Source organism: Streptomyces sp. NPDC088246 (genome assembly GCF_044741025.1).
In the GTDB taxonomy this organism is placed as follows: Bacteria; Actinomycetota; Actinomycetes; order Streptomycetales; family Streptomycetaceae; genus Streptomyces.
The window spans coordinates 124,038-149,008 of sequence record NZ_JBIURV010000006.1 but is presented as its reverse complement, the minus strand read 5'-3'; the positions used below and the strand labels follow the sequence as shown (position 1 = coordinate 149,008).

22 protein-coding genes, 1 tRNA gene and 2 pseudogenes are annotated in these 24,971 nt (G+C 70.6%); 13 read left to right on the top strand and 12 right to left on the bottom strand.

The genetic code is table 11. The annotated features are described in order from the left end of the window. Positions 1 to 87 precede the first annotated feature (87 nt). Complete coding sequence (locus tag ACIPEK_RS11475) at positions 88 to 753, top strand: molybdopterin-dependent oxidoreductase (protein WP_401994058.1); 666 nt, start codon at positions 88 to 90, stop codon at positions 751 to 753. Beyond that, positions 695 to 1,414, top strand: coding sequence for a cytochrome b/b6 domain-containing protein (locus ACIPEK_RS11470; protein WP_401993757.1), 720 nt, complete (start codon positions 695 to 697; stop codon positions 1,412 to 1,414). Before ACIPEK_RS11475 ends, ACIPEK_RS11470 begins: the two co-directional genes overlap by 59 nt. A 160-nt stretch (positions 1,415 to 1,574) precedes the next feature. Here the strand turns inward: ACIPEK_RS11470 and ACIPEK_RS11465 are convergent, their stop codons facing one another. Together ACIPEK_RS11465 and ACIPEK_RS11460 are read right to left on the bottom strand one after the other, a co-directional pair. After that, on the bottom strand, positions 1,575 to 2,972 hold the full coding sequence (locus tag ACIPEK_RS11465; protein ID WP_401993754.1) for a GntP family permease: 1,398 nt from the start codon (positions 2,970 to 2,972) through the stop codon (positions 1,575 to 1,577). Between the two features lie 11 nt (positions 2,973 to 2,983). Beyond that, complete coding sequence (locus ACIPEK_RS11460; RefSeq protein ID WP_383072262.1) at positions 2,984 to 3,493, bottom strand: gluconokinase; 510 nt, start codon at positions 3,491 to 3,493, stop codon at positions 2,984 to 2,986. A 144-nt stretch (positions 3,494 to 3,637) separates the two neighbouring features. On the opposite strand from ACIPEK_RS11460, the gene ACIPEK_RS11455 reads away from it, so the two are divergent. Next, positions 3,638 to 4,339 carry a FadR/GntR family transcriptional regulator gene (locus ACIPEK_RS11455; protein WP_189276251.1) on the top strand — a complete coding sequence of 234 codons (702 nt, stop codon included), beginning with the start codon at positions 3,638 to 3,640 and terminating at the stop codon, positions 4,337 to 4,339. Between the two features lie 248 nt (positions 4,340 to 4,587). Here the strand turns inward: ACIPEK_RS11455 and ACIPEK_RS11450 are convergent, their stop codons facing one another. Then, positions 4,588 to 5,310, bottom strand: a complete 723-nt coding sequence (locus ACIPEK_RS11450) for a TetR/AcrR family transcriptional regulator (RefSeq protein ID WP_401993749.1) — start codon at positions 5,308 to 5,310, stop codon at positions 4,588 to 4,590. Positions 5,311 to 5,361: 51 nt separating this feature from the next. Here ACIPEK_RS11450 and ACIPEK_RS11445 point away from each other — a divergent pair, with 51 nt between their 5' ends. The 4 genes from ACIPEK_RS11445 to ACIPEK_RS11430 all read left to right on the top strand — a co-directional run bounded on the left by ACIPEK_RS11445 (position 5,362) and on the right by ACIPEK_RS11430 (position 10,555). Then, on the top strand, positions 5,362 to 6,915 hold the full coding sequence (locus ACIPEK_RS11445) for an APC family permease (RefSeq protein ID WP_401993746.1): 1,554 nt from the start codon (positions 5,362 to 5,364) through the stop codon (positions 6,913 to 6,915). 60 nt (positions 6,916 to 6,975) lie between these two features. Continuing rightward, a complete protein-coding gene (locus ACIPEK_RS11440; protein ID WP_401993743.1) occupies positions 6,976 to 8,613 on the top strand; it encodes an amidohydrolase in 1,638 nt (545 codons plus the stop codon). A 227-nt stretch (positions 8,614 to 8,840) separates the two neighbouring features. Further along, the gene (locus tag ACIPEK_RS11435) at positions 8,841 to 9,926 is read left to right on the top strand and encodes an S-(hydroxymethyl)mycothiol dehydrogenase (RefSeq protein WP_401993740.1); all 1,086 of its coding nucleotides are present in this window, start codon (positions 8,841 to 8,843) and stop codon (positions 9,924 to 9,926) included. After that, the gene (locus ACIPEK_RS11430; protein ID WP_383072085.1) at positions 9,926 to 10,555 is read left to right on the top strand and encodes an MBL fold metallo-hydrolase; all 630 of its coding nucleotides are present in this window, start codon (positions 9,926 to 9,928) and stop codon (positions 10,553 to 10,555) included. Before ACIPEK_RS11435 ends, ACIPEK_RS11430 begins: the two co-directional genes overlap by 1 nt. Here ACIPEK_RS11430 and ACIPEK_RS11425 read toward each other — a convergent pair. The 5 genes and pseudogenes from ACIPEK_RS11425 to ACIPEK_RS11405 form a co-directional block, all read right to left on the bottom strand. Continuing rightward, positions 10,549 to 11,502, bottom strand: a complete 954-nt coding sequence (locus ACIPEK_RS11425; protein ID WP_401993736.1) for an RluA family pseudouridine synthase — start codon at positions 11,500 to 11,502, stop codon at positions 10,549 to 10,551. The two genes, ACIPEK_RS11430 and ACIPEK_RS11425, sit on opposite strands and share 7 nt — an antisense overlap. A 115-nt stretch (positions 11,503 to 11,617) precedes the next feature. Next, a complete protein-coding gene (locus ACIPEK_RS11420; protein WP_401993733.1) occupies positions 11,618 to 12,877 on the bottom strand; it encodes a hypothetical protein in 1,260 nt (419 codons plus the stop codon). Next, the gene (locus ACIPEK_RS11415) at positions 12,874 to 13,941 is read right to left on the bottom strand and encodes a hypothetical protein (RefSeq protein WP_401993730.1); all 1,068 of its coding nucleotides are present in this window, start codon (positions 13,939 to 13,941) and stop codon (positions 12,874 to 12,876) included. The genes ACIPEK_RS11420 and ACIPEK_RS11415 overlap by 4 nt, the downstream gene beginning before the upstream one ends. A 134-nt stretch (positions 13,942 to 14,075) precedes the next feature. After that, positions 14,076 to 14,669 (bottom strand): annotated as a pseudogene (locus tag ACIPEK_RS11410) (beta-galactosidase); the annotation flags it as partial. Positions 14,670 to 14,876: 207 nt separating this feature from the next. Continuing rightward, positions 14,877 to 14,961, bottom strand: a tRNA-Leu gene (locus ACIPEK_RS11405). 182 nt (positions 14,962 to 15,143) lie between these two features. On the opposite strand from ACIPEK_RS11405, the gene ACIPEK_RS11400 reads away from it, so the two are divergent. From ACIPEK_RS11400 to ACIPEK_RS11390, 3 genes are all read left to right on the top strand, one after another. Next, a complete protein-coding gene (locus tag ACIPEK_RS11400) occupies positions 15,144 to 16,469 on the top strand; it encodes a M20/M25/M40 family metallo-hydrolase (protein WP_401993727.1) in 1,326 nt (441 codons plus the stop codon). A gap of 164 nt (positions 16,470 to 16,633) precedes the next feature. After that, entirely contained in the window at positions 16,634 to 16,867 is a 234-nt protein-coding gene (gene chpH, locus ACIPEK_RS11395; protein ID WP_383072102.1) for a chaplin ChpH, read from the top strand. Between the two features lie 138 nt (positions 16,868 to 17,005). After that, a complete protein-coding gene (locus ACIPEK_RS11390; protein WP_401993724.1) occupies positions 17,006 to 17,755 on the top strand; it encodes a chaplin in 750 nt (249 codons plus the stop codon). 67 nt (positions 17,756 to 17,822) lie between these two features. On the opposite strand, the gene ACIPEK_RS11385 is transcribed toward ACIPEK_RS11390, so the two are convergent. After that, a complete protein-coding gene (locus ACIPEK_RS11385) occupies positions 17,823 to 18,011 on the bottom strand; it encodes a DUF5703 family protein (protein ID WP_030918345.1) in 189 nt (62 codons plus the stop codon). Positions 18,012 to 18,058: 47 nt separating this feature from the next. Between ACIPEK_RS11385 and ACIPEK_RS11380 the strand changes: the two genes are divergently transcribed. Further along, positions 18,059 to 18,718, top strand: a complete 660-nt coding sequence (locus ACIPEK_RS11380; RefSeq protein ID WP_383072104.1) for a hypothetical protein — start codon at positions 18,059 to 18,061, stop codon at positions 18,716 to 18,718. 63 nt (positions 18,719 to 18,781) lie between these two features. Here ACIPEK_RS11380 and ACIPEK_RS11375 read toward each other — a convergent pair whose 3' ends face one another. Both ACIPEK_RS11375 and ACIPEK_RS11370 read right to left on the bottom strand, forming a co-directional pair. Then, a complete protein-coding gene (locus ACIPEK_RS11375; protein WP_401993721.1) occupies positions 18,782 to 21,115 on the bottom strand; it encodes a helix-hairpin-helix domain-containing protein in 2,334 nt (777 codons plus the stop codon). Then, positions 21,112 to 22,095, bottom strand: a complete 984-nt coding sequence (locus ACIPEK_RS11370) for an aldo/keto reductase (RefSeq protein ID WP_401993718.1) — start codon at positions 22,093 to 22,095, stop codon at positions 21,112 to 21,114. Before ACIPEK_RS11370 ends, ACIPEK_RS11375 begins: the two co-directional genes overlap by 4 nt. 140 nt (positions 22,096 to 22,235) lie before the next feature. Between ACIPEK_RS11370 and ACIPEK_RS11365 the strand changes: the two genes are divergently transcribed. Both ACIPEK_RS11365 and ACIPEK_RS11360 read left to right on the top strand, forming a co-directional pair. Continuing rightward, positions 22,236 to 23,285 carry an LLM class F420-dependent oxidoreductase gene (locus tag ACIPEK_RS11365; RefSeq protein ID WP_401993715.1) on the top strand — a complete coding sequence of 350 codons (1,050 nt, stop codon included), beginning with the start codon at positions 22,236 to 22,238 and terminating at the stop codon, positions 23,283 to 23,285. A 312-nt stretch (positions 23,286 to 23,597) separates the two neighbouring features. Then, positions 23,598 to 23,820: pseudogene (locus ACIPEK_RS11360) on the top strand (ferritin-like domain-containing protein); the annotation flags it as partial. Between the two features lie 114 nt (positions 23,821 to 23,934). Here the strand turns inward: ACIPEK_RS11360 and corA are convergent. After that, positions 23,935 to 24,930: a magnesium/cobalt transporter CorA gene (corA, locus tag ACIPEK_RS11355; RefSeq protein ID WP_383072108.1), complete on the bottom strand. Its 996-nt coding sequence runs from the start codon at positions 24,928 to 24,930 to the stop codon at positions 23,935 to 23,937. Positions 24,931 to 24,971 lie beyond the last annotated feature (41 nt).

Here is a 24,971-nt window from a genome sequence, read left to right as displayed (position 1 = left end):
TGTGTCCGCAGATGCTCGAATGGTCGGGTGAACAGTCGCCCTCCCGACGCCGAAGGCACGCCCCTGGGCCGCCGTGTCGTCCTGGCCATGCTCGGTCTCGGCGCCGCCGGAGTCGTCGCCGCGCCCGTGCTGCAACGCACGCTGGAATCCGGGCTGGGCGCGGTCGCCGACAAGGACCCCACCGGCCTGACCGGCCTGCTCCCCAACGGCGGCGGTTTCCGCTACTACTCCGTCGCCTCGTCCGTACCGGAGAAAGGCGCGGACGACTACCGGCTGACCGTCGACGGGCTGGTCGACCACCCGGCCACGTACACCCTGGACGCGCTGAAGGCATTGCCGCAGACCCGCATGGTCCGCGATGTCCAGTGCGTCACCGGCTGGCGGGTGCCCGAGACCCCCTTCGAGGGGGTACGCCTCTCGGCGCTGCTGGACGCGGCGGGCGTACGGCCCGGGGCGAAGGCCGTCCGCTTCACCTGCTTCGACGGCACCTACAGCGAGAGCCTCACCCTCGCGCAGGCCCGCCGCGCCGATGTGCTGGTCGCGCTGCGTATGCAGGACCGGCCGCTGGCCCACTCCCACGGGGGTCCGGTCCGGCTCTATGTGGCCCCGATGTACTTCTACAAGTCGGCGAAATGGCTCTCCGGGATCACCGTCACCGACTCCGTGCGGCCCGGCTACTGGGAGGAGCTCGGCTATGACGTCGACGCCTGGGTCGGCCGGTCCAACGGCCGCGGCGACGCCCCCACCACCTGACCCCGCGGAGCGTGTGCGGCGCTTCAGCGGTGCGGAGCGCTGGGTGCACCGCACCACGGCCACGCTGATGCTGCTGTGCGTGGCGAGTGCGGCGTGTCTGTACGTACCCCAGCTCGCCGAGCTCGTCGGCCGTCGCCATCCGGTGGTCACTGTGCACGAGTGGTCCGGGGTGCTGACCCCCGTACCGTTCCTGGTCGGTCTGCTGTCACGGGCGTTGCGCGCCGATCTGTCCCGGCTCAACCGCTTCGGGCCGCACGACCGCCAGTGGCTGCGGGCCGTATGGAGCCGCGACCACCGGCCCGAGGCGCGTCCGGCCGGAAAGTTCAACGCCGGGCAGAAGCTGTACGCGGCCTGGGTCGCGGGCGCGGTGCTGGTGATGACCGGCACCGGCGCGCTGATGTGGTTCACCGGCCTCGCACCGCTGATGTGGCGCACGAGCGCGACCTTCGTCCACGACTGGCTGGCGCTCGCGATCGGGATCGTGCTGGCCGGGCACATGGCAATGGCGCTCGCCGACCCGGAGGCACGCCGTGGCATGCGCACCGGGTCGGTCGAGCGCGATTGGGCACGGTCACAGCATGTGCTGTGGGGGGAGGACCGTGCGGGCAGCCGCTCGCCGGGGCCTGTTCCGGCGGACCAGGGCCGGGGCCGCGACGCCTGACGCGGCACCTCGCGGCGTTGCCGGAACGCCCGAATGGCTCCTTCCCCAAGCTCTCAACTCCGTTCGAGCAGGGGAGACCCCACCTCAGGACGCTCCGGCGCCTTGCGACGCACCACGGCAGACGCCGCGCCCTGTCCGGCCCCGATCCGCCGGACAGGTCCTAGAGGACCAGCGACAACAGCAGGATGAAGGCCAGCGAGACCACGGAGATGATGGTCTCCATCACCGACCAGGTCTTCACCGTCTGGCCGACGTCCATGCCGAAGTACTCCTTCACCAGCCAGAACCCGGCGTCATTGACATGGCTGAAGAAGAGCGAGCCCGCGCCGACGGCGAGGACCAGCAGAGCGGCGTGCGACGTCGACATGTCGGTGGCCAGCGGGGCGACCAGACCGGCCGCCGAGATGGTGGCCACGGTCGCCGAACCGGTCGCGAGCCGGATCGCGACGGCGATCAGCCAGCCCAGCAGCAGTGCCGGTATCGACCAGTCCTTGGAGAAGTCCAGGATCATCTGGCCCACACCGGCGTCGATGAGGGTCTGCTTGAAACCGCCGCCCGCACCCACGATCAGCAGCACACCCGCGATCGGGGCGAGGGACTTCTCGACGGTGGTGGAGAGCCGGCCCTTGGTGAAACCGGCCGCCCGGCCCAGCGTGAACATGCCGACTATGACGGCCGCGAGCAGCGCGATCAGCGGCGAGCCGATCACATCGGTGACCCGCTGGACACCCTGCTCCGGGTCGTCCACGACGATGTCGACCAGGGCCTTGACCAGCATCAGCACGACGGGCAGCAGAATCGTCGCCAGGGTGGCGCCGAAGCTGGGCCGACGGTCCAGCTCCTCCGAAGGACGCTGCGGAATCATCTTCTCCGGAGCCTTGATGTCCACCCAGCGCGCGGCGTAGCGGGAGAAGACCGGCCCCGCGATGATCACGGTCGGGATGGCGACCAGCACACCCAGCGCGAGCGTGACACCGAGGTTGGCGCCGAGGGCGTCGATCGCCACCAGCGGGCCGGGGTGCGGCGGAATCAGCCCGTGCATCACGGAGAGTCCGGCCAGCGCCGGGATGCCGATCCGCATCAGGGAGTAGTTGCCGCGCTTGGCGACGAGCAGCACCACCGGGATCAACAGCACGATCCCGACCTCGAAGAACAGCGGCAGACCGATGATCGAGGCGATCAGGACCATCGCCCACGGCATGGCCCGCCCGCTCGCCTTCGCGAGGATCGTGTCGACGATCTGGTCCGCGCCGCCGGAGTCGGCGAGCAGCTTGCCCAGAATGGCGCCGAGCGCGATGAGGACACCGACACCCGCGACGGTCGAGCCGAGGCCGGCGGTGAAGCTGGCGATCGTCTTGGCCGGTGCGGCGCCGGCGAACGAGCCGAGCGCCAGCGAGCCGATGGTCAGCGCGAGAAACGCGTGCATCTTGAACTTGGTGATGAGCAGAACGATGACGGCGATGCCCGCCAGGACTGCGATGCCCAACTGCGCGTTGCCTGCCGAAGTGATCGGTTCGACGGCATCCGCTGCCAGCATCTCGACGCTGAGACTGGTCACGGTGGTGATCCTTAGCTATCGAGCCGGCGCAACGCGGCGACGGCTCGCTGGGTGATTTCTACGGGGGTGCCGGACACATCGACCGAGACTCCGGCCTCGTCCTCCTGCAGCGGCTGCAAGGTGGCGAACTGCGAGTCGAGCAGAGCGGTGGGCATGAAGTGGCCCTTGCGCTCCGCCATGCGCTCCTCGATCAGAGCCCGGTCGCCGGTCAGATGGAGGAAGACGGCACCGGGGGCCTCGGCGCGCAGCCGGTCCCGGTAGACCCGCTTGAGCGCCGAGCTGCTCACCACCCCGCCGAGCCCCGCCCGGCCGTGCGCCCACTGACCGATCGCATCGAGCCAGGGCCACCGGTCGGAGTCGTCCAGTGGGGTACCGGCCGACATCTTGGCGATGTTCGCCGCGGGATGGAAGTCATCGCCCTCGGCGTACGGAACGCCGAGTTCGGCGGCGAGCAGGGGGCCGATCGTGGTCTTGCCGGTCCCTGCAACGCCCATCACCACGACGACGTGGGGGGTGCTCATTGGTGGTGCCTCGCTGTCTTCTTCGACGTCTTCCTCGACATCGGTCCGTCGCGCTACTGAAACCCATACGTACGACTTATTCAAGATGCTGTGACGTAAACGTCGTACTTTTTCTTCCTGAAGGGCGCCCCGTAGGCTGTGCTCATGACCACACAGGGCCCTGGGCTGCATACACATGTGCTGGACACCCTGGGTCTGGAGATTGCCGCGGGGGAGCACCGGCCGGGGCAGGTACTGCGTACCGACGAGCTGGCCCAGCGCTTCGACGTCTCGCGCACGGTCGTGCGCGAAGTGGTCCGCGTCCTCGAATCCATGCACCTGGTCGAGTCCCGGCGCCGGGTCGGCGTGACCGTACAGCCGACCGAGGCATGGAATGTCTACGATCCGCAGGTCATCCGGTGGCGGCTGGCCGGCGCCGACCGCCCGCGCCAGCTGCGCTCCCTGACCGTGCTCCGCTCAGCGATCGAGCCGGTCGCGGCCGGCCTCGCCGCCCGTAACGCCACCCCGGAGCAGTGCGCGGCCCTCACCGAGTGCGCGCTCGGCATGGTCGCCACCTCGCGCGGCCAGCAGCTGGAGGGCTATCTGGAGCACGACATCGCGTTCCACCGGATCGTGCTCAACGCCTCCGGCAACGAGATGTTCGCGCGGCTCGGCGATGTCGTCGCCGAGGTCCTGGCGGGCCGCACCCACCACCAGGTGATGTTCGAGGACCCCGACCCGGCCGCGGTCACCCTCCATGTCCGGCTCGCCGAAGCGGTGCGCGAGGGCGACACGGTGGCGGCGGAACGGCTGACGAAGGAGATCGCGGTGGGCGCCCTGCACGAGCTGGACGTGCTCGCACCCTGAGAGTCTGTCGGGTGACCTCCGACCGGGCGGCCACGCCCTGGCACGCACGCTTCCCGCGTTGTCGTCAGTCACCGACTCCCCCATAGCTGAAGGCATGGGGGGACCCCCTTCGTGTCGACTCCCTCCTCCGCCTCGGAATCGCACGCACCAGACCGCGTCCGCTATCCGGTCGGAGGTCACCCGACAGGCTCCGAGGCCCGTTCCGCCGCGCCGTCGCGCGTACGAACCCGCTCCCTGAGGTCCCGTCCCTACGGTGCCGACACGCGCACGTGCTGCAGCCGGGCCGCGGCCGCCGCCAGCACCATCTCCAGCGCCGCGGGATAGCCGCTGCGGTCCATCTCCGCGACCAGCACCCCCGCGGTCGCCGCGATGTTCGGATGGGTACCGGCCGGAAGCCGGGCGTACGTCTGTGGCCAGGTCCGCACCTCCTGCGCACGGGCCTGCTCCGACAGCACCAGCGTGGACGCGTCCAGCGCCGCGAACGACAGCGTCTGGTCCACGAAGACGTGGTAGATCCGCACCGCCTCGGCATCCGGGAATCCCGCACCGCGCAACACCCCGAGAATCGCCTCCACCGACCGGATCTCATGCGCCCGGCCGGTCACCCGGGCACAGGTCAGCGCCGCCGCCTGAGGGTGCGCCAGATAGTCCGCGTGCATCCGCAGGCCGAGGGTACGCAGATCGGCCCGCCAGTCACCCGTCGGCCGCCAGGTGCGCAACGTACGGCCGATCAACTCGTCGGCCACCGCGAGCAGTAGTTCGTCCGTGTCCCGGAAGTACCGGTAAAGGGCGCTGGGATCGCAGCCGAGAGCCGCACCGAGCCGGCGTACGGTGAGCGCCGCCGCCCCGTGCTCCCCGATCAGCCGCAACGCCGTCTCCACGATCAGCTGCTCGGACAGCACCGTGCCCTGTTTGGTGGGGCGCCTGCGGCGCCGCGCCCCCTCCGGTACCACCCGCTCGCTCGCGCTCATGGCGGCACTTTATGACAACAGTGTTGACGTGTGAACCCGTCGGAGAGTTCGATGTGCCGCCATCGGGGTCGAAGAGCGCCCCTCGGCGAAGGAGCCACCGTGACGGACTCACCCATCCCCTACGGCAGTGACCCACCGGCACCCGCGGCACTGAAAAGGAGCCTCGGTGTCGTGGACGGCGTCGTCATCGCCGCCTCCTCCACCGCCGCCACCTCCAGCATCGGTATCGGGCTGGGCGTGACCGCGAGCGCCGTCGGCCTGCATCTGCCGATCGTCATGCTGCTCGCGTTCCTGCCCGTCCTGGGTATCGCCGGCGCGTACTCCCGGCTCAACAAGGCCGAGCCGAACATGGGCAGCGGCTATGTCTGGGTCGGCCGTTCCCTCAGCCCCTGGCTCGGCTTCCTCGTCGGCTGGATCGGCATCGTCTCCACGGTCGTCTTCCTGTCCTACACCACGACCGTCACGGGCTCCGCCCTGCTCCAACTCGCCGGTGAGGGAGGGCTGCACACCCTCGCCGGGCTCCACCTCGACCCGGACTCCACCGCCCAGTCGACCGTGCTGGGCATCGTCGTGCTGATCGCCGTCACCTTCACCGCGATCACCGGCATCCGGTCCGCCGCCAACCTGCAGAAATACCTTCTCGTCTTCGAGTACGTCGTCCTGCTCGGCTTCTGCGGATACGGACTGGTCGTCGGCCCGCACCCGTTCAGCCTCGACTGGATCAACCCGTTCACCATTCCCTCCGGACAGCAACTCGCCGAGGGTCTTGTGCTCTCGGTCTTCTGCTACTGGGGCTTCGAATCGTCGTTCAGCGTCACCGAGGAGATCCGCGATCCGCAGGACGCCTCGCGGGCCGGACTCATCACCCTCTTCACCATGCTCGGTCTCTTCCTGCTCGGCTCCTTCGCCTTCCAACGCGTCCTCTCGCTGGATGAGTTGACCGGTCATGGCGCCCAGGGACTCACCTACTTCGGCGACCGGCTCGCCCATCAGCCGCTCGCCGCACTCCCGCTGGTCGCCCTCACCTTCTCCGCCATCGCTTCCCTCCAGTCCGGTGTGATCCCCACCGTGCGCGGCATGTTCGCGATGGGCCGTGACCGCACGCTCGGCGCGTTCTGGACCAGGGTCAGCCCGCGCTACGGGACACCGGCGGCCGGAACCATCGCGGTCGGCTGTGTCGCCGCCGCCGTCGCCGTCGCCTCACTCGTCATCCCGAAGGTCGGCGACCTCATCCTGGCCTCCGTCAACGCGATCGGTGTCGTCGTCTCGCTGTACTACGCGCTCACCGCACTGGCCGCCGCCGCGCGCTTTCGCGGGGCACTGCGCGAGAGCCGGTCCGAGGCCCTGCGGGCCGTGGTGCTCCCGGTGCTCAGCGCCGCCGCGCTGCTCGGCCTCGGCGGCTACCTCTGCTGGTCCTTCTACACCTCCGCCGACCACTTCGAGATCAGCCCGGACAACGGCTGGTTCATGCTGTTCTGTCCGGCGGTCATGCTGCTGACCGGTGTGGGCGCGGCGGCCTGGGCCAAGTGGGTGAGGAAGTCGCCGTACTTCACCACCGGCCGCTCCGTCGCCACCGCCGAGCCCATGGTGGTCGAAACAGCCTGACCAACCGTAGCCTTGCCGGCCTCCCGCCGAGCACAGCCCTCACGGAAACGGAACAGCCCCATGCACCACGCCCCCGCCGATCTCGTCCTCACCGGCGGCCCGGTTCTCACCATGGACGCTGCACGCAGCCGCGCCACCACCGTCGCCGTCACCGACGGCCGCATCACCGCCGTCGGCCACGACGAGGTGCGCGAACTGACCGGCCCCGGAACCGAAGTCGTCGACCTCGCCGGCCGGTTGCTCGTCCCCGGATTCCAGGACGCGCACATCCACCCCGTCGCAGCCGGTCTCGAACTCGCCCAGTGCAACCTCACGGATGTCCGTACGGCGACGGACACGCTCGCCGCCGTGCGCGCGTACGCCGACAGCCACCCCGACCAGGAGTGGATCACCGGCGGCGGCTGGTCCATGGACGCCTTCGACGGCGGCGCCCCCACCAGGGGGCAGCTCGACACCGTGGTACCCGACCGCCCCGCCTACCTGGTCAACCGCGACCATCACGGCGCCTGGGTCAATACCCGCGCCCTGACGCTCGCCGGTGTCACCCGGTACACCCCCGACCCGGCCGACGGCCGCATCGAACGCGACGACCGCGGCGAACCCACAGGGCTCCTCCAGGAGGGAGCCATGGACCTGGTCGCCCGCCACACCCCCCGCTCCACCCCGGCCGACCGGCTGACCGCCCTGCTCCGTGCCCAACGGCTGCTCCACTCCTACGGGATCACCGCCTGGCAGGACGCCATCATCGGCGGATTCGGCTCCATGGACGACCCGGCCGACGCCTATCTGACCGCCGCCCGCGACGGCTCGCTCACCGCACGGGTCGTCGGTGCCCTCTGGTGGGACCGCGAGCGCGGCGCCGAACAGATTCCCGAGCTCGTGGCCAGGCGAAAGGAGTTGAGCGGCGGACGCTTCCGGGCCGACTCGGTGAAGATCATGCAGGACGGCGTCGCCGAAACCGGCACGGCCGCCCTGCTCGCCCCCTACCTCGACGGCTGCGGCTGCGCCACCGCCAACCGCGGCACCAGCTTCGTCGACCCCGTCGAGCTGCGGCGCCACGTCACCGAACTGGACGCCCTCGGCTTCCAGGTCCACTTCCACGCGCTCGGCGACCGCGCCGTGCGCGAGGCACTCGACGCCGTCGAAGCGGCCCGCGCCGCCAACGGCCGCACCGACACCCGCCCCCACCTCGCCCACCTCCAGATCGTCCACCCCGACGACATCCCCCGGTTCCGCGAACTCGGCGCCACGGCCAACATCCAGCCGCTCTGGGCCGCGCACGAACCGCAGATGGACGAGCTGACCATCCCCTTCCTCGGCGCCGAACGCGCCGCACTGCAGTACCCGTTCGGTGCCCTGCTGCGCTCCGGCGCGACCGTCGCGGCAGGCAGTGACTGGCCGGTCAGCAGCGCCGATCCGCTGCACGGCATCCACACCGCGGTCAACCGGGTGACCCCCGGGAGCGAGGGGCCGGTCTTCCTCCCGGAGCAGCGCATCTCCCTGACCGCAGCCATCGCCGCGTACACGGCGGGCTCGGCGTATGTGAACCATCTGGACGACACCGGAAGCATCCGTCCCGGAACCCTCGCCGACCTGGTGGTCCTGGACCGGGACCCGTACGCGGGCCCGGCCGAGGAGATCGGTCGCACCCGCGTCCTTCAGACGTACGTGGGCGGCAGGCGGGTCCACGAGGCCTGAGGCAATACGGCGGCCCCCGCGGAACGATCCCGCGCGGGCCGCCGACCCAGCCGAGTCGCCCGCCGTGCCCGTGGAGGCCACCGTGCCCGGCGCCGTGAGCGGTACATGCCACCGGATGGACGGCAGTGGTTTCCCGCCAACGCGGCGCGCCGTCGTGACACCCTCACGGGGCGTACGGTTGTTCGTGTTCGATCTTCACGAAATGACGGAAACAGGGAGACCACGGTATGTCGCAGCAGGTGCAAGGTGTCATCGCACCGGGGAAGAACGAGCCGGTACGGGTCGAGACGATCGTGATCCCGGACCCGGGCCCCGGCGAGGCCGTGGTGAAGATCCAGGCGTGCGGAGTCTGCCACACCGATCTCCACTACAAGCAGGGCGGCATCAACGACGACTTCCCCTTCCTGCTCGGCCACGAGGCCTCGGGCGTGGTGGAGTCCGTCGGCGAGGGGGTCACGGATGTCGAGCCCGGCGACTTCGTCATCCTCAACTGGCGTGCCGTGTGCGGGCAGTGTCGTGCGTGCCTGCGCGGCCGCCCCTGGTACTGCTTCAACACCCACAACGCCAAGCAGAAGATGACGCTGCTCGACGGCACGGAGCTGTCACCGGCGCTCGGTATCGGCGCGTTCGCCGAGAAGACCCTGGTCGCCGCCGGTCAGTGCACCAAGGTCGACCCGGAGGTCTCTCCGGCCGTCGCCGGGCTGCTCGGCTGTGGCGTGATGGCGGGCATCGGTGCCGCCATCAACACCGGGCAGGTCGGCCGCGGCGACTCGGTCGCCGTGATCGGCTGCGGCGGTGTCGGCGACGCGGCGATCGCGGGCGCGCGGCTGGCCGGCGCGGCGAAGATCATCGCCGTGGACATCGACGACCGCAAGCTGGAGACGGCGAAGACGATGGGCGCCACGCACACCGTCAACTCCCGCTCAACCGACCCGGTCGAGGCGATCCGCTCCCTGACCGACGGCAACGGCGCGGACGTCGTCATCGAGGCGGTCGGCCGCCCGGAGACGTACAAGCAGGCCTTCTACGCCCGCGACCTGGCAGGCACCGTCGTCCTGGTCGGCGTCCCGACCCCGCAGATGCAGCTGGAACTGCCGCTCATCGACGTCTTCGGCCGCGGCGGCTCGCTCAAGTCCTCCTGGTACGGCGACTGCCTGCCCTCGCGCGACTTCCCGATGCTCATCGACCTGCACCAGCAGGGCCGGATCGACCTCGGCGCGTTCGTCACCGAGACCATCGGGCTCGGCGACATCGAGCAGGCCTTCGCCCGGATGCACGAAGGCGACGTGCTGCGCTCGGTGGTGGTCTTCTGATGACCGCCCGCATCGACCACCTCGTCACCTCCGGCACCTTCGCCCTCGACGGCGGGGAGTGGGACGTCGACAACAACGTCTGGATCGTCGGCGACGACACCGAGGCGATCGTCATCGACGCCGCCCATGACGCCACCGCCATCGAGGCCGCGCTGAACGGCCGTACGCTGCGCGCCATCGTCTGCACGCACGCGCACAACGACCACATCGACGCGGCCCCGGCCCTCGCCGACGCCACCGGCGCACCGGTCCTGCTGCACCCCGACGACCTGCCGCTGTGGAACCGGACCCACCCGGACCGCGCCCCGGACGGCGAACTGGCCGACGGCCAGGAGCTGGAGATCGCCGGAACGACGCTCCAGGTCCTGCACACCCCCGGTCATGCCCCGGGCGCCGTCTGCCTGTACGCCCCCGGGCTGTCCACCGTCTTCACGGGTGACACGCTCTTCCAGGGCGGCCCCGGAGCCACCGGGCGGTCCTTCTCCCACTTCCCGACGATCGTCGCGTCGATCAGGGACCGGCTGCTCGCCCTGCCGCCGGAGACCACCGTCCGCACCGGACACGGCGATTCCACGACCATTGGCGCGGAGGCCCCGCATCTGGACGAGTGGATCGCCCGCGGTCACTGAGAACCGCGGCTCACCGGTCCGGGCCATGCGCAGAGCCGCAGCCCGCTCTCGAAGCGGCGCGGCCCGCCCGTGACCGGATCGGTGAACTCCAGCACCCGGGCCAGGAGCTGGAGCGGGTGCGACCAGTCGTCGGTCGCACCCTCCGGCCGGACCACCGGGTAGACCGGGTCGTGGACGAGCGGCAGCCCCAGGCTGTTCATATGGACCCGCAGCTGATGGGTGCGTCCGGTGGCGGGCAGCAGCCGGTACCGGCCGAGACCCTCCCGGTGCTCCAGCAGCTCGATCCGGCTCTCGCTGTTCGGCTCGCCCGGCTCCTCGCGGGCGGCGATGACCCCGCGCTCCTTGACGATGCGGCTGCGTACGGTCCGCGGGAAGGCCAGTCCGGGGTCGTACGGTGCCACCGCCTCGTACTCCTTGAGCACCGAGCGGTCCCGGAACATCGTCTGGTACGCGCCCCGCTCCTCGGGCCGCACGACGAAGAGGACGAGGCCCGCGGTCAGCCGGTCCAGCCGGTGCGCGGGCTGCAGCTCGGGCAGGTCCAGCTCGCGGCGCAGCCGGGCCACCGCGGTCTCGGTGATGTGCCGGCCGCGCGGTGTCGTCGCCAGGAAGTGCGGCTTGTCCGCGATCACGATGTGCTCGTCGCGGTGGACGACACCGACCGGGAACGGCACCGGCTCCTCCGGCGCGAAATCCCGGTGGAACCAGATGTACCGGCCGGCGGTGTACGGCTCGTCGGCGGAGACCGGGCCCTGTACGGAGACGAACCGGCCCTCGGCGAGCATGGCGTCCACCCGCGCCGCCCCGATCGCACCCGCGAACCGCGCCAGCAGATGATCGCGTACCGTCGCCCACCGGCCGTCCGGATCCTCGGGGAGCCGCAGCCGGACCGGATCGATCCCGTCCCGCTGCGGCAACGGCGCCGACGGGGGCTTCGCACGCCCCCTCACCGGGGTGCGCCGACCGGTACAGCGGTGAGCATGGTGCGGGCTCCTTGTATCTTCTGCTGGGGTGTCCGCACAGTATCGCCCGTTCCGCCCGCCCACCGGGGCCCTGCCCCCGCACTCAGGCGTTCGGCAGCGTCACCTTCTCCGGGCCGCACCCGATGCGCTCGGCCTCGGCGGCGACATAGCCGGGCAGCAGCTCACGCGTGAGGTCGACGCCCTTGTCCGTCGGCTGATCCAGCTGCTGCACCATGAAGATCACGGGCCCGGTCTGGCAGCTCGCCCGGTAGACGCCCCGCGATCCGTCGAGCCGGCCGAATCCCTTGGAGCCTTTGAGAGGCAGACCGGCCTTGCGTGTGTCCCCGGAGAAGATCTCGGTCAGCGCCGGGTCCGTCACCGTGGTCATCCGCACGACGGGGGAGTAGCCATTATCGGACTCGCAGACCCGGGCGGGCCCGCCGTCGTCGCTGACGCGAGTCTGCTCCAGAGCCTTGCGGTACGCCGCGGGGACGAAGAGGCCCTTGACCCCGCAGAAGGCGTTGGTCTTCGTGTCCTGCCGGTCCGCGAGGGCGGGCAGGGTGCGAGGAATCCGATAGGTGCCGGAGCAGCCGAATTCGCGGATGACGCCATTGGTCGCCTCCACCAGGGCGCGGGTCAGGGCGGCGCGGTTCTCCCGGTCGTACTCCGACCCGATGTCGAGTCCGGCCCGTCCCATGCCGATGTCCACCACGGTGGGACCGGTGAAATCGTCCCGTCCCGTGCAGCTCTGCGGCAGCGCCAGCCAGGCGCGCGACGACGAGGTCATCCCGGGCAGTCCGTCGCCGAGCGACACCATGCCGGCCGCGAGGAACTCCTGCGGCCACGCGTGTGCGTCGGTGCCCCGGAGACCGTCCAGCTGGTGCACCCGCAGGGTCACTTGGCGGCGGGGATTGTCGTCCTTGTAGCTGGTGATGCGGCACTGTCCGTACGACGGTTCGCCATCGCGCGGATTGGCCTGCAGGGACTGCTCCTCGGTCTCGGTCCTGCGGTCACCGAAGAGGTCCGACATGGTCGAGTCATCGAGAGAGTCCCAGCAAGGAGCGGAACCGAGCAGCGGAAGCGTGTCCGTCCGCCAGGCCACCGCGCCGGCGCCGAGGAGAGCACCGACCAGCCCGGCGGCAGTGACGGCGCGAGCGGTACGGCTGCGGAACAGGCGGCGCAGAACGGGGGTGTGCGCGGGGGCGGGCTCCTGCTCCGGGGATGGGCCCGGCTGTGACTCGTGCGCCTGCTCCTGTTCCCGTTCCTGTTCCTGCTCCTGCTCCTGCTCCAACTCCTGAGGAACTGTGGTCTTCTCGCCGTCCACCGCCGCTGCCCCGTTCCCTTCGGTCTCTTCGCCGTTCACGCGACCCCACCGGCCCCGCACCCGATGCGCTTGCTCACGGACTTGGTGAAGTTCGTGAACACCTGCCGGTCGTCGGGCCGGCCCGCACCCTTCAGACCGGACTGGAGGTTTCCGTAGAACACCGTCTGCCGTCCGTTGCACTCGGTGCGTACGAGCCCGTTGCCGGCACCCTCGGGAAGCCCCTTGAACAGCGCGACCAGGCGTGGCTCGCCCGCCATCACGTACTGCGCCGCCGGCTCGTCGGGCATCCGCGGCGCGCGCCACACCACCGAACAGGTCTGGAGCCGCTCGCCGACCACCCCCACCTGTTCCTTGTACTGGGCGCTCCGGCCGAGTTCGAGCGTCACACCGGGTATCCGGCACAGCGGGCTCCGGGCGCTCTCGTCGTCCTCGGCGACCGTCACGATGGGCGACGTCATGCGCAGGGGCTTGTCCGGTGCGCAACCAGCCTTCCCCATACCGGCGTTGGCGGCATCCAGCAGCAGCCGGGTGACCTCGGACCGGCTGCCGATCGTGAACGGCATGGCCAATTTGCCCAGATGGCCGTCGCCGGTGCTCTCGCTCCGGATCGTCACCGCGGACGGCCTGCCGTCCACATCACAGGTGTCGGGCAGGACCAGCATCGCCCGGTTGCCGGAGACCAGCCCGTCGAGCCCGTCGGGCAGTTGGGAGGCCGCCCCGTCGAAATACCGGGCTATCCAGGCGCGGTGTTCCTCGACCCCGGTGGGAACCGGACCGTACTCGACGATGACCTGCTCCTTGAACGTGAGCGGCTCGTCCGAGTCGTCGTCCGGAACCGTCGAGGTCACCGCGACCGTGCAACTGGCGTGGTGACGGCCGGCCGAGGGTGGCGCGGACTCGGTGGCGCGCCGCTCGGAGCCGGACTTGTCGAGCCCGTCGTCACCGAGGAAGGCCGGACCACTGTTCTGCTCCCACGCCCCCCAGCAGTAGCTGTCCCGGAACGGCCAACTGTCCGTCGCCCACAGCCCGATGGCGGAGACGAGCACCGCCCCGGCGACCGTTACGGCGAGGAGTGCGCCCCGCCGTCTGCGACTGCTGCCCATCACATTCCCCCTTGTGAAGTACGAAGATCGCGCAAAGCCTTGATGCTACGTCGTCGCCCGGGGCAGGCGCGCAGTGCGCCGTACCGCACCACGTACTGAGGAAGTCCCTCCCCTCCTGCCGCCGCAGACCAGCCGGTCGCCGAGAACAGGAACGAGAACTCCGCGGCTTCCGCATCGGGCCGGTACTCCGGCAGCACCCCCGGCCCGCACGACTGCGAACCGATCCCCTGCACCGCGTGGTCCGGATCGACCCGGACGGTCTCGCCGACCCGCAACTCCGTTACGTGCTCCGCCGCATCCAGCTGCTCGCTCGTCCACCGCCGCGCGGTGAACCAGAAGGGTGCACCCCCCTCGGCCCGTACCCCCACCCCGCTGTCGTCCGTCAGCTCCGCCCACCGGACATCGGCGCGTGCGCCGTTCTCCCGGGGCCGGACGTACGAGGTCTGCATCGCATCCACGGACATCTGCCACCGCCCTGGCACCGAGGCGGCCCGGGTGTCCGGGAACGCCTCACCGGGCCCGCCGCCGAACCAACGCGCCCCGCCGTACGCGGCAGGCAGCCCGAACCGGATCCCCGGCCGGGGCAGCGGCACCCGCCACTCGCCCTCCGGCGCAACGGACACGGTCAGCCCCAGCCGCTCCCCGTCGGCCGTCCATCGGCACACGGTACGCAGGCCCTGGCCGACCCCCGCCGGCGCCACCCGGGTCCGTACGGCCAACGCGTGATCCGGGACCCATGTCCTCGTACCAGGGCAGGGTGGGCGTGTGTGTGCGGCTCATGGGACTCCTCGCCAGGCGATGGCCTCCGTGCTGCTGGACGTCAGCGAGGAATGAACCGATTCAACAAGGGGTGTACCCTGCTCCGGCCCATGTGCGGCCGTGCGGGCACAACGCAGAATGCCGACCAGGATCGCTCCTGATCGGCATTCTCTCTGTGTCCGAGGGGGGACTTGAACCCCCACGCCCGATAAAGGGCACTAGCACCTCAAGCTAGCGCGTCTGCCATTCCGCCACCCGGACAAGGTGTCTGTCTCGCGGGCCCGGCCCGTTCCGACGTGGAAAACAATAGCAAACATTCGGGGGTGCTCGATCACGCCAGGGGGAGTGTGAAGGGCGCATGACGGGGGGTGGGGGCCTTGGGTGTGCGGGCCGGGCGCGCGAGGATGAGGGGGAGCATCACGGTGACAGTGGAAGGAAGCAGTGTGAGCGAGACCAACACGGCCCGGACCGTCTCGGGCGAGGACGAGGTCGTGGACCTCTGTCGTGAGCTGATCCGGATCGACACCAGTAACTACGGGGACCACTCGGGTCCGGGAGAGCGGGTCGCCGCCGAGTATGTCGCGGAGAAGCTCGCCGAGGTCGGGCTGGAGCCGCAGATCTTCGAGTCCCACAAGGGCCGGGCCTCGACCGTGGCGCGGATCGAGGGCGAGGACCCGTCCAGGCCCGCGCTGCTGATCCACGGTCACACCGATGTGGTTCCGGCCAATGCTCACGACTGGACGCACCACCCGTTCTCGGGCGAGGTCGCGGACGGCTGCGTGTGGGGCCGTGGCGCGGTCGACATGAAGGACATGGACGCGATGACCCTCGCGGTGGTCCGCGACCGGATGCGCAGTGGCCGCAAGCCCCCGCGCGACATCGTGCTGGCCTTCCTCGCGGACGAGGAGGCGGGCGGTACGTACGGCGCGCGGTATCTCGTGGACAAGCACCCCGGCCTCTTCGAGGGTGTCACCGAGGCGATCGGCGAGGTCGGCGGCTTCTCCTTCACGGTGAACGAGAAGCTGCGGCTCTACCTCGTCGAGACGGCCGAGAAGGGCATGCACTGGATGCGGCTCACCGTGGACGGCACCGCCGGCCACGGCTCGATGACCAACGGCGACAACGCGATCACCGAACTCTGCGAGGCGGTCGGACGGCTGGGGCGGCACAAGTGGCCGGTCCGGGTGACCAAGACCGTACGGTCCTTCCTCGACGAGCTGTCCGATGCGCTCGGCACCCCGCTCGACCCGGAGGACATGGATGCCACGCTGGCCAAGCTGGGCGGCATCGCCAAGATGATCGGCGCCACGCTCCGTAACTCCGCCGCTCCCACCATGCTCGGCGCCGGCTACAAGGTGAACGTGATCCCCGGCCAGGCCACCGCCCATGTCGACGGTCGCTTCCTGCCCGGTTTCGAGGACGAGTTCCTGGCCGATCTGGACCGTATCCTCGGCCCGCGGGTGAAGCGCGAGGACGTGCACGGGGACAAGGCGCTGGAGACCAGCTTCGACGGTTCGCTCGTGGACGCGATGCAGGTCGCCCTGAAGGCGGAGGACCCGATTGCGCGCGCCGTCCCTTACATGCTTTCCGGCGGTACCGACGCCAAGTCCTTCGACGACCTCGGTATCCGCTGCTTCGGGTTCGCCCCGCTGAAGCTGCCGCCGGAGCTCGACTTCGCAGGCATGTTCCACGGCGTGGACGAGCGTGTGCCCGTGGACGGTCTGCAGTTCGGTGTGCGGGTGCTCGACCGTTTCATCGACAACTGCTGAGTCTCTGCCGCTTTTCCGTTGATTTTCCGCGTCAACAATCGCCAGCGTGTGCGTATTTGACCGGAACGGGTGAAAGGAACCATACGCTCGTAGCCCAATTACCTCTTCCTCGTTACAAGTGATGCGGTCCGCGGCTGGGACCGCATTGCCAACTAGGAGGAATAATGATCAAGAAGGTCGTCGCTGCTGCGGCTGTCACCGGTGGTCTGGTGCTCGCGGGTGCGGGCATGGCCGTCGCGGATTCCGGTGCCCAGGGTGCCGCTGTCGGCAGCCCCGGTGTGGTCTCGGGCAACGTCATCCAGGCGCCCGTGCACGTGCCGGTGAACGTGTGTGGCAACACGATCTCCGTGGTCGGGCTGCTGAACCCCACCTTCGGCAACACCTGCACCAGTGCCTGACGTTGTGCGTCAACCCGTAAGGGTTTGAATCCGGTCGGCCCCGGAGTGCACGCCATGCACTCCGGGGCCGCTGGGTAATCGGCCCCCGCACGGTCAAGTCCGGGGGTATTCCGGAAGGTAGAAGGCGGGAAACAACCTATGCGACAGGTCACGCGTAAAGGCCTGATCACCATGGCGGCTGCGGGCGGCGTGCTCGCGCTGAGTGGCGGTTACGCGCACGCCGACGCGGGAGCGGCCGGCGGCGCATCGAATTCCCCGGGGGTGCTTTCAGGGAATTCCGTCCAGATCCCGGTCGACGTACCGGTCAACGTATGCGGCAACTCCGTGAGCGTCGTGGGACTGCTCAACCCGGCCGCAGGAAACACCTGCAAAAACGCTTCGCAAAGCGCTGCCTCGGGCCGCCACGCCTCGGGCAGTCAGGTGTCCGGCGACCGGACCCGGACGCACCGGGCGGCGACCGGCAAGCACCGGGCCGTCACGAGCGACACCGGGAGCGGTGCAAGGGCCGAGGGGGTTACGAACGGCTCGCCCGGTGTGCTTTCGGGCAACAACATCGCGGTGCCCATCGACATCCCCGTGAACGCCTGCGGGAACAGCGTCACCATCGGCGGACTGCTCAATCCCGCCTCCGGAAACGACTGCGGAAATGTTCCGGACGTCGTCACGCCGCCGGTCGGTACTCCGGTCACCCCGGTCACCCCGGCCACCGAGAACCAGCCCCCGAAAACCGCACCGCGAGACGTGTCGAACGCGCACGAGACACAGAACGTCGCGCAGCTCGCACACACCGGAGCGGGCGGGCTCGACCTGCTGGTTCCGGCGAGCGTGGGCCTGCTGCTGGCGGGTGCGGGCACGGTGCTGTACCGCCGCGCCCGGATGTCCGCATAGCGGACCGAGGCGGCGGCGCAAGCACGGCGAAAGGAGCGGGCCCCGCGACTGCGGGGCCCGCTCCGTCTCACCAGGTGGCCCGGAGCTGGCGGATGATCCGTCGGCGCAGCCGCACCCTGCGGCTGCCGTCACGGCGCAGCGTCAGTCGGTCCAACTCCCAGTGCCCGTACTCGGCATGGTCGGTCAGCAGGCGGGCCGTCTCCTTCCGGGACACCCCGCGCGGTACGTACACATCGACAAATTCGTATTCCGGCATCGCATCTATTGTGCGGGCAGAGCCCCTGTACGGATAGCGTCTGCACTATGTCTGATGCTGCGCAGCCCACCGCTGCCGAGGTACGCGCCGCCGCCGAAGCGATCAAAGCCGCGCTCGACCATCACCTCGAGGCGGTCGAACGCCGGACAGGGGACGATGATCCCGCCGTCTACGACGCGTTCAATGCACTCGCCGCTGCCGCCGAGTTCTACGACGAACTGCTCTACGACCGCTACGACGAGGTCACCCCTTTCGAGATCCCGGGTGCGGAGGACTCCCTGCCGCCGTACGCCGGCCCGGAGGAACCGAACGCGCTGAGTGTGCTGATCCGGCGCGACTACGCGGTGGTGGAGCCGCCGCGGCTGCTCGCACAGGCCCAGCGGATCGCCGACCTCGATCCGGACGATCGCGCCGGCGGGAGCGCCGCGGTGGTGGGCTCCAGCGTCCATGCCGCGCTCGGAGTGCTCTTCGGTGAGTACGAACCGGACGAGATCGCTTCCCGGCATACGGAGTTCGGTCTGGAGGAGGGCGACTCCACGCTCTGGGTCACGGCTGCGGAGGAATTGCCCGAGGCGGGGGAGTGGCTCGGCGCACCGTTCGACGAAGCGGACCCGCAGCTGGTGGTCTGCCGCTTCGACGTCAGCGCCGTCTTCGACGAGGACGAATCGGACGAGGAGCCGGCCGGCCTGGTGGTGGACAGCTCCTGATCCGTCCGCCGGACGGGCTCGAAACCGAGCCCGTCCGGCGATGGGGAACAGGGCGCGATCCGGTCATCCGGCCGGAGCCTCCAGCAGGGTGCGCAGTCGCGTCGTGCGGGCCTGGGCCGGGGACTGGGCGACCGCGCGCTGGAGCGCCTGATCCACCCCGTGCACGACGGACAGATGCCGCTCCCCGCGGCTGAAGGCGGTGTACACCCAGGAGCGACTCAGTCCCTGGGCGGCGTCACCCGGCAGCACGACGACCACTGCGGGCCACCGCATCCCGGCCGCCTGGTGGGCGCTGAGGGCCCAGCCGTGGCGTACGGACGACTCCACCCGCTCCTGCGGTACGACGACCTTCGCGCCCGCGCAGTCCAGATGCAGGCCCTCGGCGTCGGCCGAGACGACCTCCCCGGGCACGGTCCTGCCGGGCGTCGGGACATGGACGACACGGTCGCCCGGGTCGAAGCCGCCGAACCGCCCCGGACCGGGGTTGAGCCGCTGCTTCAGTGCCGCGTTCAACGCCCGGGTGCCCGCCGGGCCGCCGTGGCCGACGGTGATCACCTGGGTGTCGGCCGACGGTACGCCGATGGCGCGCGGCACCGAGTCGGCGACCAGTTGCACGGTGCGGTGCACCGCCTCGCCCGCGTCGCGCACGGGGACGATCACCACCTCCTTGCCGGGCGCCGCGACCTGGTTCAGCTCGCCGATGCCGATGCCGGAGACCAGTTCGCCGATCGGTCCCGGATCCGGCGTACGGGACACGATCTGCGGGCAGGCACGGGCATCCAGCACATCGGCGAACACCCGTCCCGCACCGGCCGAGCCCAGCACGCCCGGGTCGCCGCTGAGCACCAGCCGGGTGCCGTCGGCCAGCGACTCCACGAGGATCGCGGCGGTCTCGACGTCCAGCTGCGGGGCGTCCAGCACGACGAGCAGGTCGACGGCGATCGCCCCCTCCTCGTCCCGTCCCGGGCCCTCCGCACCGGAGAGCAGCCCGGCAAGTGTGACGGCCGCCGACGGATCGCCGGTCGCCCCGGCCAGCCGACGCCTGCCGTCGACGCTGTGCACGGCACCCAGGGCGCGCAGTCCGAGGCCGCGGGCCGCGGTGATCAGCGCGGCGGGTTCGGCCCTGGCCGCCTCGCCGCCGGTGTGCGCCACGAGACCATGGGCCGCGACCGCACGGATCAGTTCGGCCGCCGACGGGGAGCCCGCGGCCGAGGCCGGCTCCGTCCAGTCGGCGTCCTTCTCGCAGGCGTTGACCAGGCGGGCCAGACCGTCGGCGAGGCTCTCCTCGGCGAGTGCGTACCGCTCGAGACCGAGCATCACCTGCACCGGCTCCTGCCCGGCCCGGTCCTCCGCGCTTCCTGCGGCGTCCTCGCCCGGTTCCGCGGGTGCCTCGGACTCCTGGTCGTCCTGCCCGTCCTGGAAGACCAGGACGACGCCCTCGGCGACGGCGTGCTGCACGGCTGCTTCGGGGTCGGTCACCGAGCGCTCGGCGAGCGCGGCACGTACCGCCGTCGCGTCCAGTGCCGTGTGGCCCTGGAGCGCGGCCCGCTCCAGCAGCCAGCCGACCAGGGCCGCGGTGCGCCGCTCGTCGTCCGGACCGCACCCGGCGCCCAGCATGGCCCGTGCGAAACCGTCGGCCTGCTCGGGCCTGACTCCCGGCACGGTCAGCAACTGCCACGGGTCCTCGCGCAGGGCATCGGCGGCCTGCGCGCCGAGGGCCTCGGCCGCCGGGCCCGCCAGCGCTCCGGGCGCCCCGCCCTCGGCCAGTACGGCGGCCACCGCGGCGACAGCTTCCGGTGATGCGCCCTGCGGAGCCGGGGCCTGCTCGGGTGCGCGGGGGCGTACCGGAGCAGGCGTGGGAGCGGCCCGGCGAGGGGCGGCGGGTGCGGGCGAGTCGAAGAACGCGGCGGCGGGCTTCTCACCGCTCTCCACGGCACGCACGGCCGCCAGCAGATCGGCCGCCTGGCCGCTCAGCTTCGCACCGGCGGCGATGGGGCCTTCCTTCTCGGCCTTGCGCTTCTCGATCCGCTCCCTCAGCTCACGCTGGGCGGCGAGTTCGGCCTCGGCCTCGGAGAGCGGTGCGGGGGCGGCAGCCGCCCCGTCCACGGTGCCGTCGGCTGTCCCGTCGGTGTCGGTCCTGCCGCCGGTCTCGTCGGCCGCTTCCTCGGTGTACGCCATGCCGCCGGCCCCGGCTTCGGCTGCTTCCCCGGTCCCGGAGGTCCCGGAGTCGTCGTCCTCCGTGTCCGCGGCGTCGGCGGCCGTCGTCGATCCCTCGCCGTCGTCGTGACCCTCGTCCTCCGGGGACGGAGCGGGCACGGCGGCGGAGGGGTCCGCGACAACGCTGTCGTCGTCGGCGGCCGGGGAGCCGGGGGTTTCCCCCCGGGGAAGCGCAGTCACAGCGTGCTCCAGTCCTGGTCGGGATAGCGGTGCACGGGCGCCGACACATCGTCGAGCGCCTGGCAGATCTCGTCAGGAAGACTAAGCGCCTCCACTGACAATGCCTCCGTGAGCTGCTGCGCGTTGCGCGCGCCGACGATCGGGGCCACCACTCCCGGCCGGTCCCGCACCCAGGCGAGAGCTACCTGGAGCGCCGTCGTGGCCAGGCCGTCGGCCGCCGTCGCCACCGCGTCCACGATGCGGCTCGCCGGGTCGTCGAGATACGGCTCGACGAACGGAGCCAGCAGCTCCGAGGCGCCGCGTGAGTCCGCCGGGGTGCCCGTCCGGTACTTGCCGGTCAGGACACCCCGGCCCAGCGGGGAGGAAGGCAGCAGCCCCACGCCCAGATCGAGCGCGGCCGGCAGCACCTCGCGTTCCACACCCCGCTGCAACAGGGAGTACTCCATCTGGGTGCTCGCCAGCCGGGTGCGCACCCCGGGCGACGCGAGCTGCCAGGTCGCTGCCTTGGCCAGCTGCCAGCCGCAGAAGTTCGACACCCCCGCGTACCGGGCGCGGCCGGTGGACACCGCCAGGTCAACCGCCTGAAGGCTCTCCTCCAGCGGAGTCACCGGGTCGAAGGCGTGGATCTGCCACAGATCCACGTAATCCGTACCGAGCCGTTCCAAGGAGGCGTCCAGCGCGGCCAGCAGATGGCCGCGGGATCCGTTGAACCGGCGGTACGGGTCGGCCACGCTGCCCGCCTTCGTCGCGATGACCAGATCGCGCCGTGGCACCAGGCCCTCGGTGAGCCGCCCGAGCAGGTATTCGGCCTCCCCACCGCCGTACACATCAGCCGTGTCGACCAGCGTGCCGCCCGCTTCCCAGAAGGCCTTCAGCTGTTCCGCAGCGTCGTGCTCGTCGGTGTCCCGGCCCCAGGTCAGGGTGCCGAGCCCGATCCGGGACACTCGAAGGCCGGTGCGGCCGAGATGCCTCTGCTCCATGTGCGCTGAGATTACTGGCCAGAGCCCCACCGGGCGGAAGCCTGTGGACAACCCGGCATCAAGTCGCCCCTGCCGGAACCCGTTGCCGCGCGCTAGAGTCCGAAGCTCAGGGACGTTACTGATCAGTAAGGGGAGCGGCTATGCGGCTCGGCATCAATCTCGGTTACTGGGGCGCGGGAATGGACGGCGACAACCTCGCCGTCGCCCAGGAGGCCGACCGGCTCGGTTACGACGTCTGCTGGGCGGCCGAGGCATACGGCTCCGACGCGCCGACCGTGCTCTCCTGGGTCGCCGCCCAGACCGAATCGATCGACGTCGGCTCCGCGATCATGCAGATCCCGGCCCGCCAGCCCGCGATGACGGCGATGACCGCCGCCACCCTCGACTCGCTCTCCGGCGGCCGTTTCCGGCTCGGCCTCGGCGTGTCGGGACCGCAGGTCTCCGAGGGCTGGTACGGCGTCAAGTTCGACAAGCCGCTGGCCCGCACCCGGGAGTACGTCGAGATCGTCCGCAAGGCGATGTCCCGTGAGCGGCTGTCGTACGAGGGGCAGCACTGGACACTTCCGCTGCCGGACGGTCCGGGCAAGCCGATCAAGCTCACGGTCCACCCGCAGCGCGAGCACATCCCGCTCTACATCGCCGCGATCGGCCCGAAGAACCTGGAGCAGACCGGCGAGATCGCCGACGGCGCGCTGCTGATCTTCCCGTCCGCGGAGCACCTTGAGGACACCGCGGTGAAGTACCTGCGGGCCGGCCGCGAGAAGGCCGGCAAGACCATGGAGGGCTTCGACGTCTGCCCGACGCTGCCGCTGGCCGTCGGTGACGACGTCAATGGCCTCGCTGACATGTTCCGTCCGTACACCGCGCTGTACGTGGGCGGTATGGGCAGCCGCAAGCAGAACTTCTACAACCAGCTCGCGCAGCGCATGGGGTACGAGAAGGAAGCCGCCGAGATTCAGGACAAGTACCTGTCCGGAGACAAGAACGGCGCCGCTGCCGCTGTGCCGCACCAGCTGATCGACCAGACCACGCTGCTCGGTTCGGTCGAGCGGATCGCCGAGCGGATGCAGGCATATGCCGCGTCGGGTGTCACGACGCTGACTCTGGCTCCGGCCGGGTTCACGCTCGATGAGCGGATCACGGCTTTGCGGGCCGGTACGGATGCGCTGGAGCGGTCCGGGCTCGCGTAGCGCGGGCTCCGGACTTCCGGGGGCTCCCGGGGCTCCGGGACAGCGCTACGGCCGTGGTGGGGGCTCGGGGTCCTCCCCGCCACGGCCGTTACGTGGAACAACGCGTTCGGGGGCGTGTGGTTACGCCGAACGGCGTGCGGTTCGGTGCGGGGTCACCGGGCTGAGGGTTCGGTCCTCGATCACCGGACGGGCTGGAGCGTCGCAGGCGTCCGGCGCAGCCGGGGGCGTTCCTGTTGCCCGGGTGGGCGTGTCGCATGACCGGCGAAGGGCGGATGCCGGTACGGAGGTGGCAGTGGTGCTCCCGGCAGGAACCTGTTCCAGGAGATTCTCGACGAAGACGAGTCGTTCCGGCTGTTCTGTTCCACCGCGGCCGGCGGGGAGTCCCAGGGTGGCCGGGAGAACGGGCGTATCGCGGCCCTCGTGGCGGGGAGCCGGCGGGCCCTGGCGCCCGGGATCGCGCGGCACGGCGCCGACGAGGACAAGCACGGCCGGATCATTCGACTCGCTGCTGAAGAAGCGCGGGCTGCAGCCGGTCGGCTCGTGGGGTGGCGGCGCATGGTGAGCCCGGCGCCGCCCGAGCGGCGCGGGGGTGGTCCCGCGACGCAGGCGCCCGAGTCCGCCTGATCCGGGCGCCGCGCCCGGCCGCCCGTCAGAGCCAGCCGCGGCGCTTGAACTGCCGGTAGAGGCCGAAGACCACGGAGCCCATCAGCACGATCACCGCCGGATAGGCCCACACCCAGCCGAGTTCCGGCATGTGCTTGAAGTTCATGCCGTAGATCCCCGCCACCATGGTCGGTACGGCGGCCATCGCCGCCCAGGCCGAGATCTTGCGCATGTCGTCGTTCTGCCGCACGCCCACCTGGGCCAACTGCGCCGAGAGGATGTCGGAGAGCAGCCGGTCCAGCCCCTCCACGTACTCGTTGGCGCGCGTCAGATGGTCGCTCACGTCGCGGAAGAAGGGCTGGGAGTGTTCGTGGACGAACGGCACCTCCGCGCTCGCCAGCCGGGCCATGGGGGCGCTCAGGGGACCTGTGGCACGGCGGAACTCCATGATCTGCCGCTTGAAGGTGTAGATGCGGGACGCGGTGTTCTTGGTGTCCACGGCTCCGGTCGGCGCGAATACCTCGGTCTCGAGCTCCTCCAGGTCGACCTGGAGCTCGCCCGCCACCTCGATGTAGTGGTCGACGACGGCGTCGCTGATCGCGTACAGCACGGCGGTCGGCCCGTGCTTGAGAACCTCCGGCTCGGACTCCAGACGGCGGCGTACCGCGGCGAGCGGGGCGCCCTCCCCGTGCCGGACCGTCACGACGAATGAATCGCCGATGAAGGCCATCAGCTCGTCGGTGGTGACCGTGTCGCTCAGGTGCTCGTACACCACCGGCTTGATGACCGCGAAGAGCGAGTCGTCGTACACCTCCAGCTTGGGCCGTTGGTGCGCGCTCAGGGCGTCCTCCACGGCCAGCGGGTGGAGCCCGAACTCGCTGCTGACGAGCTCGAATTCCTTCTCCGTCGGCTCGTGCAGACCGATCCAGAGAAACGCGTCCCCGGTGGCCCGTGCCTCCGCGAGGGCATCGGAGAGGTCGGCGGGGCCTTCGGTACGACGCCCGCCCCGGTAGATCGCACTGTCCACAATCACGGCGCGCATTCTTCCTTGCTCCGGTCCCCGGCGCACCTCACCGGCGGCAG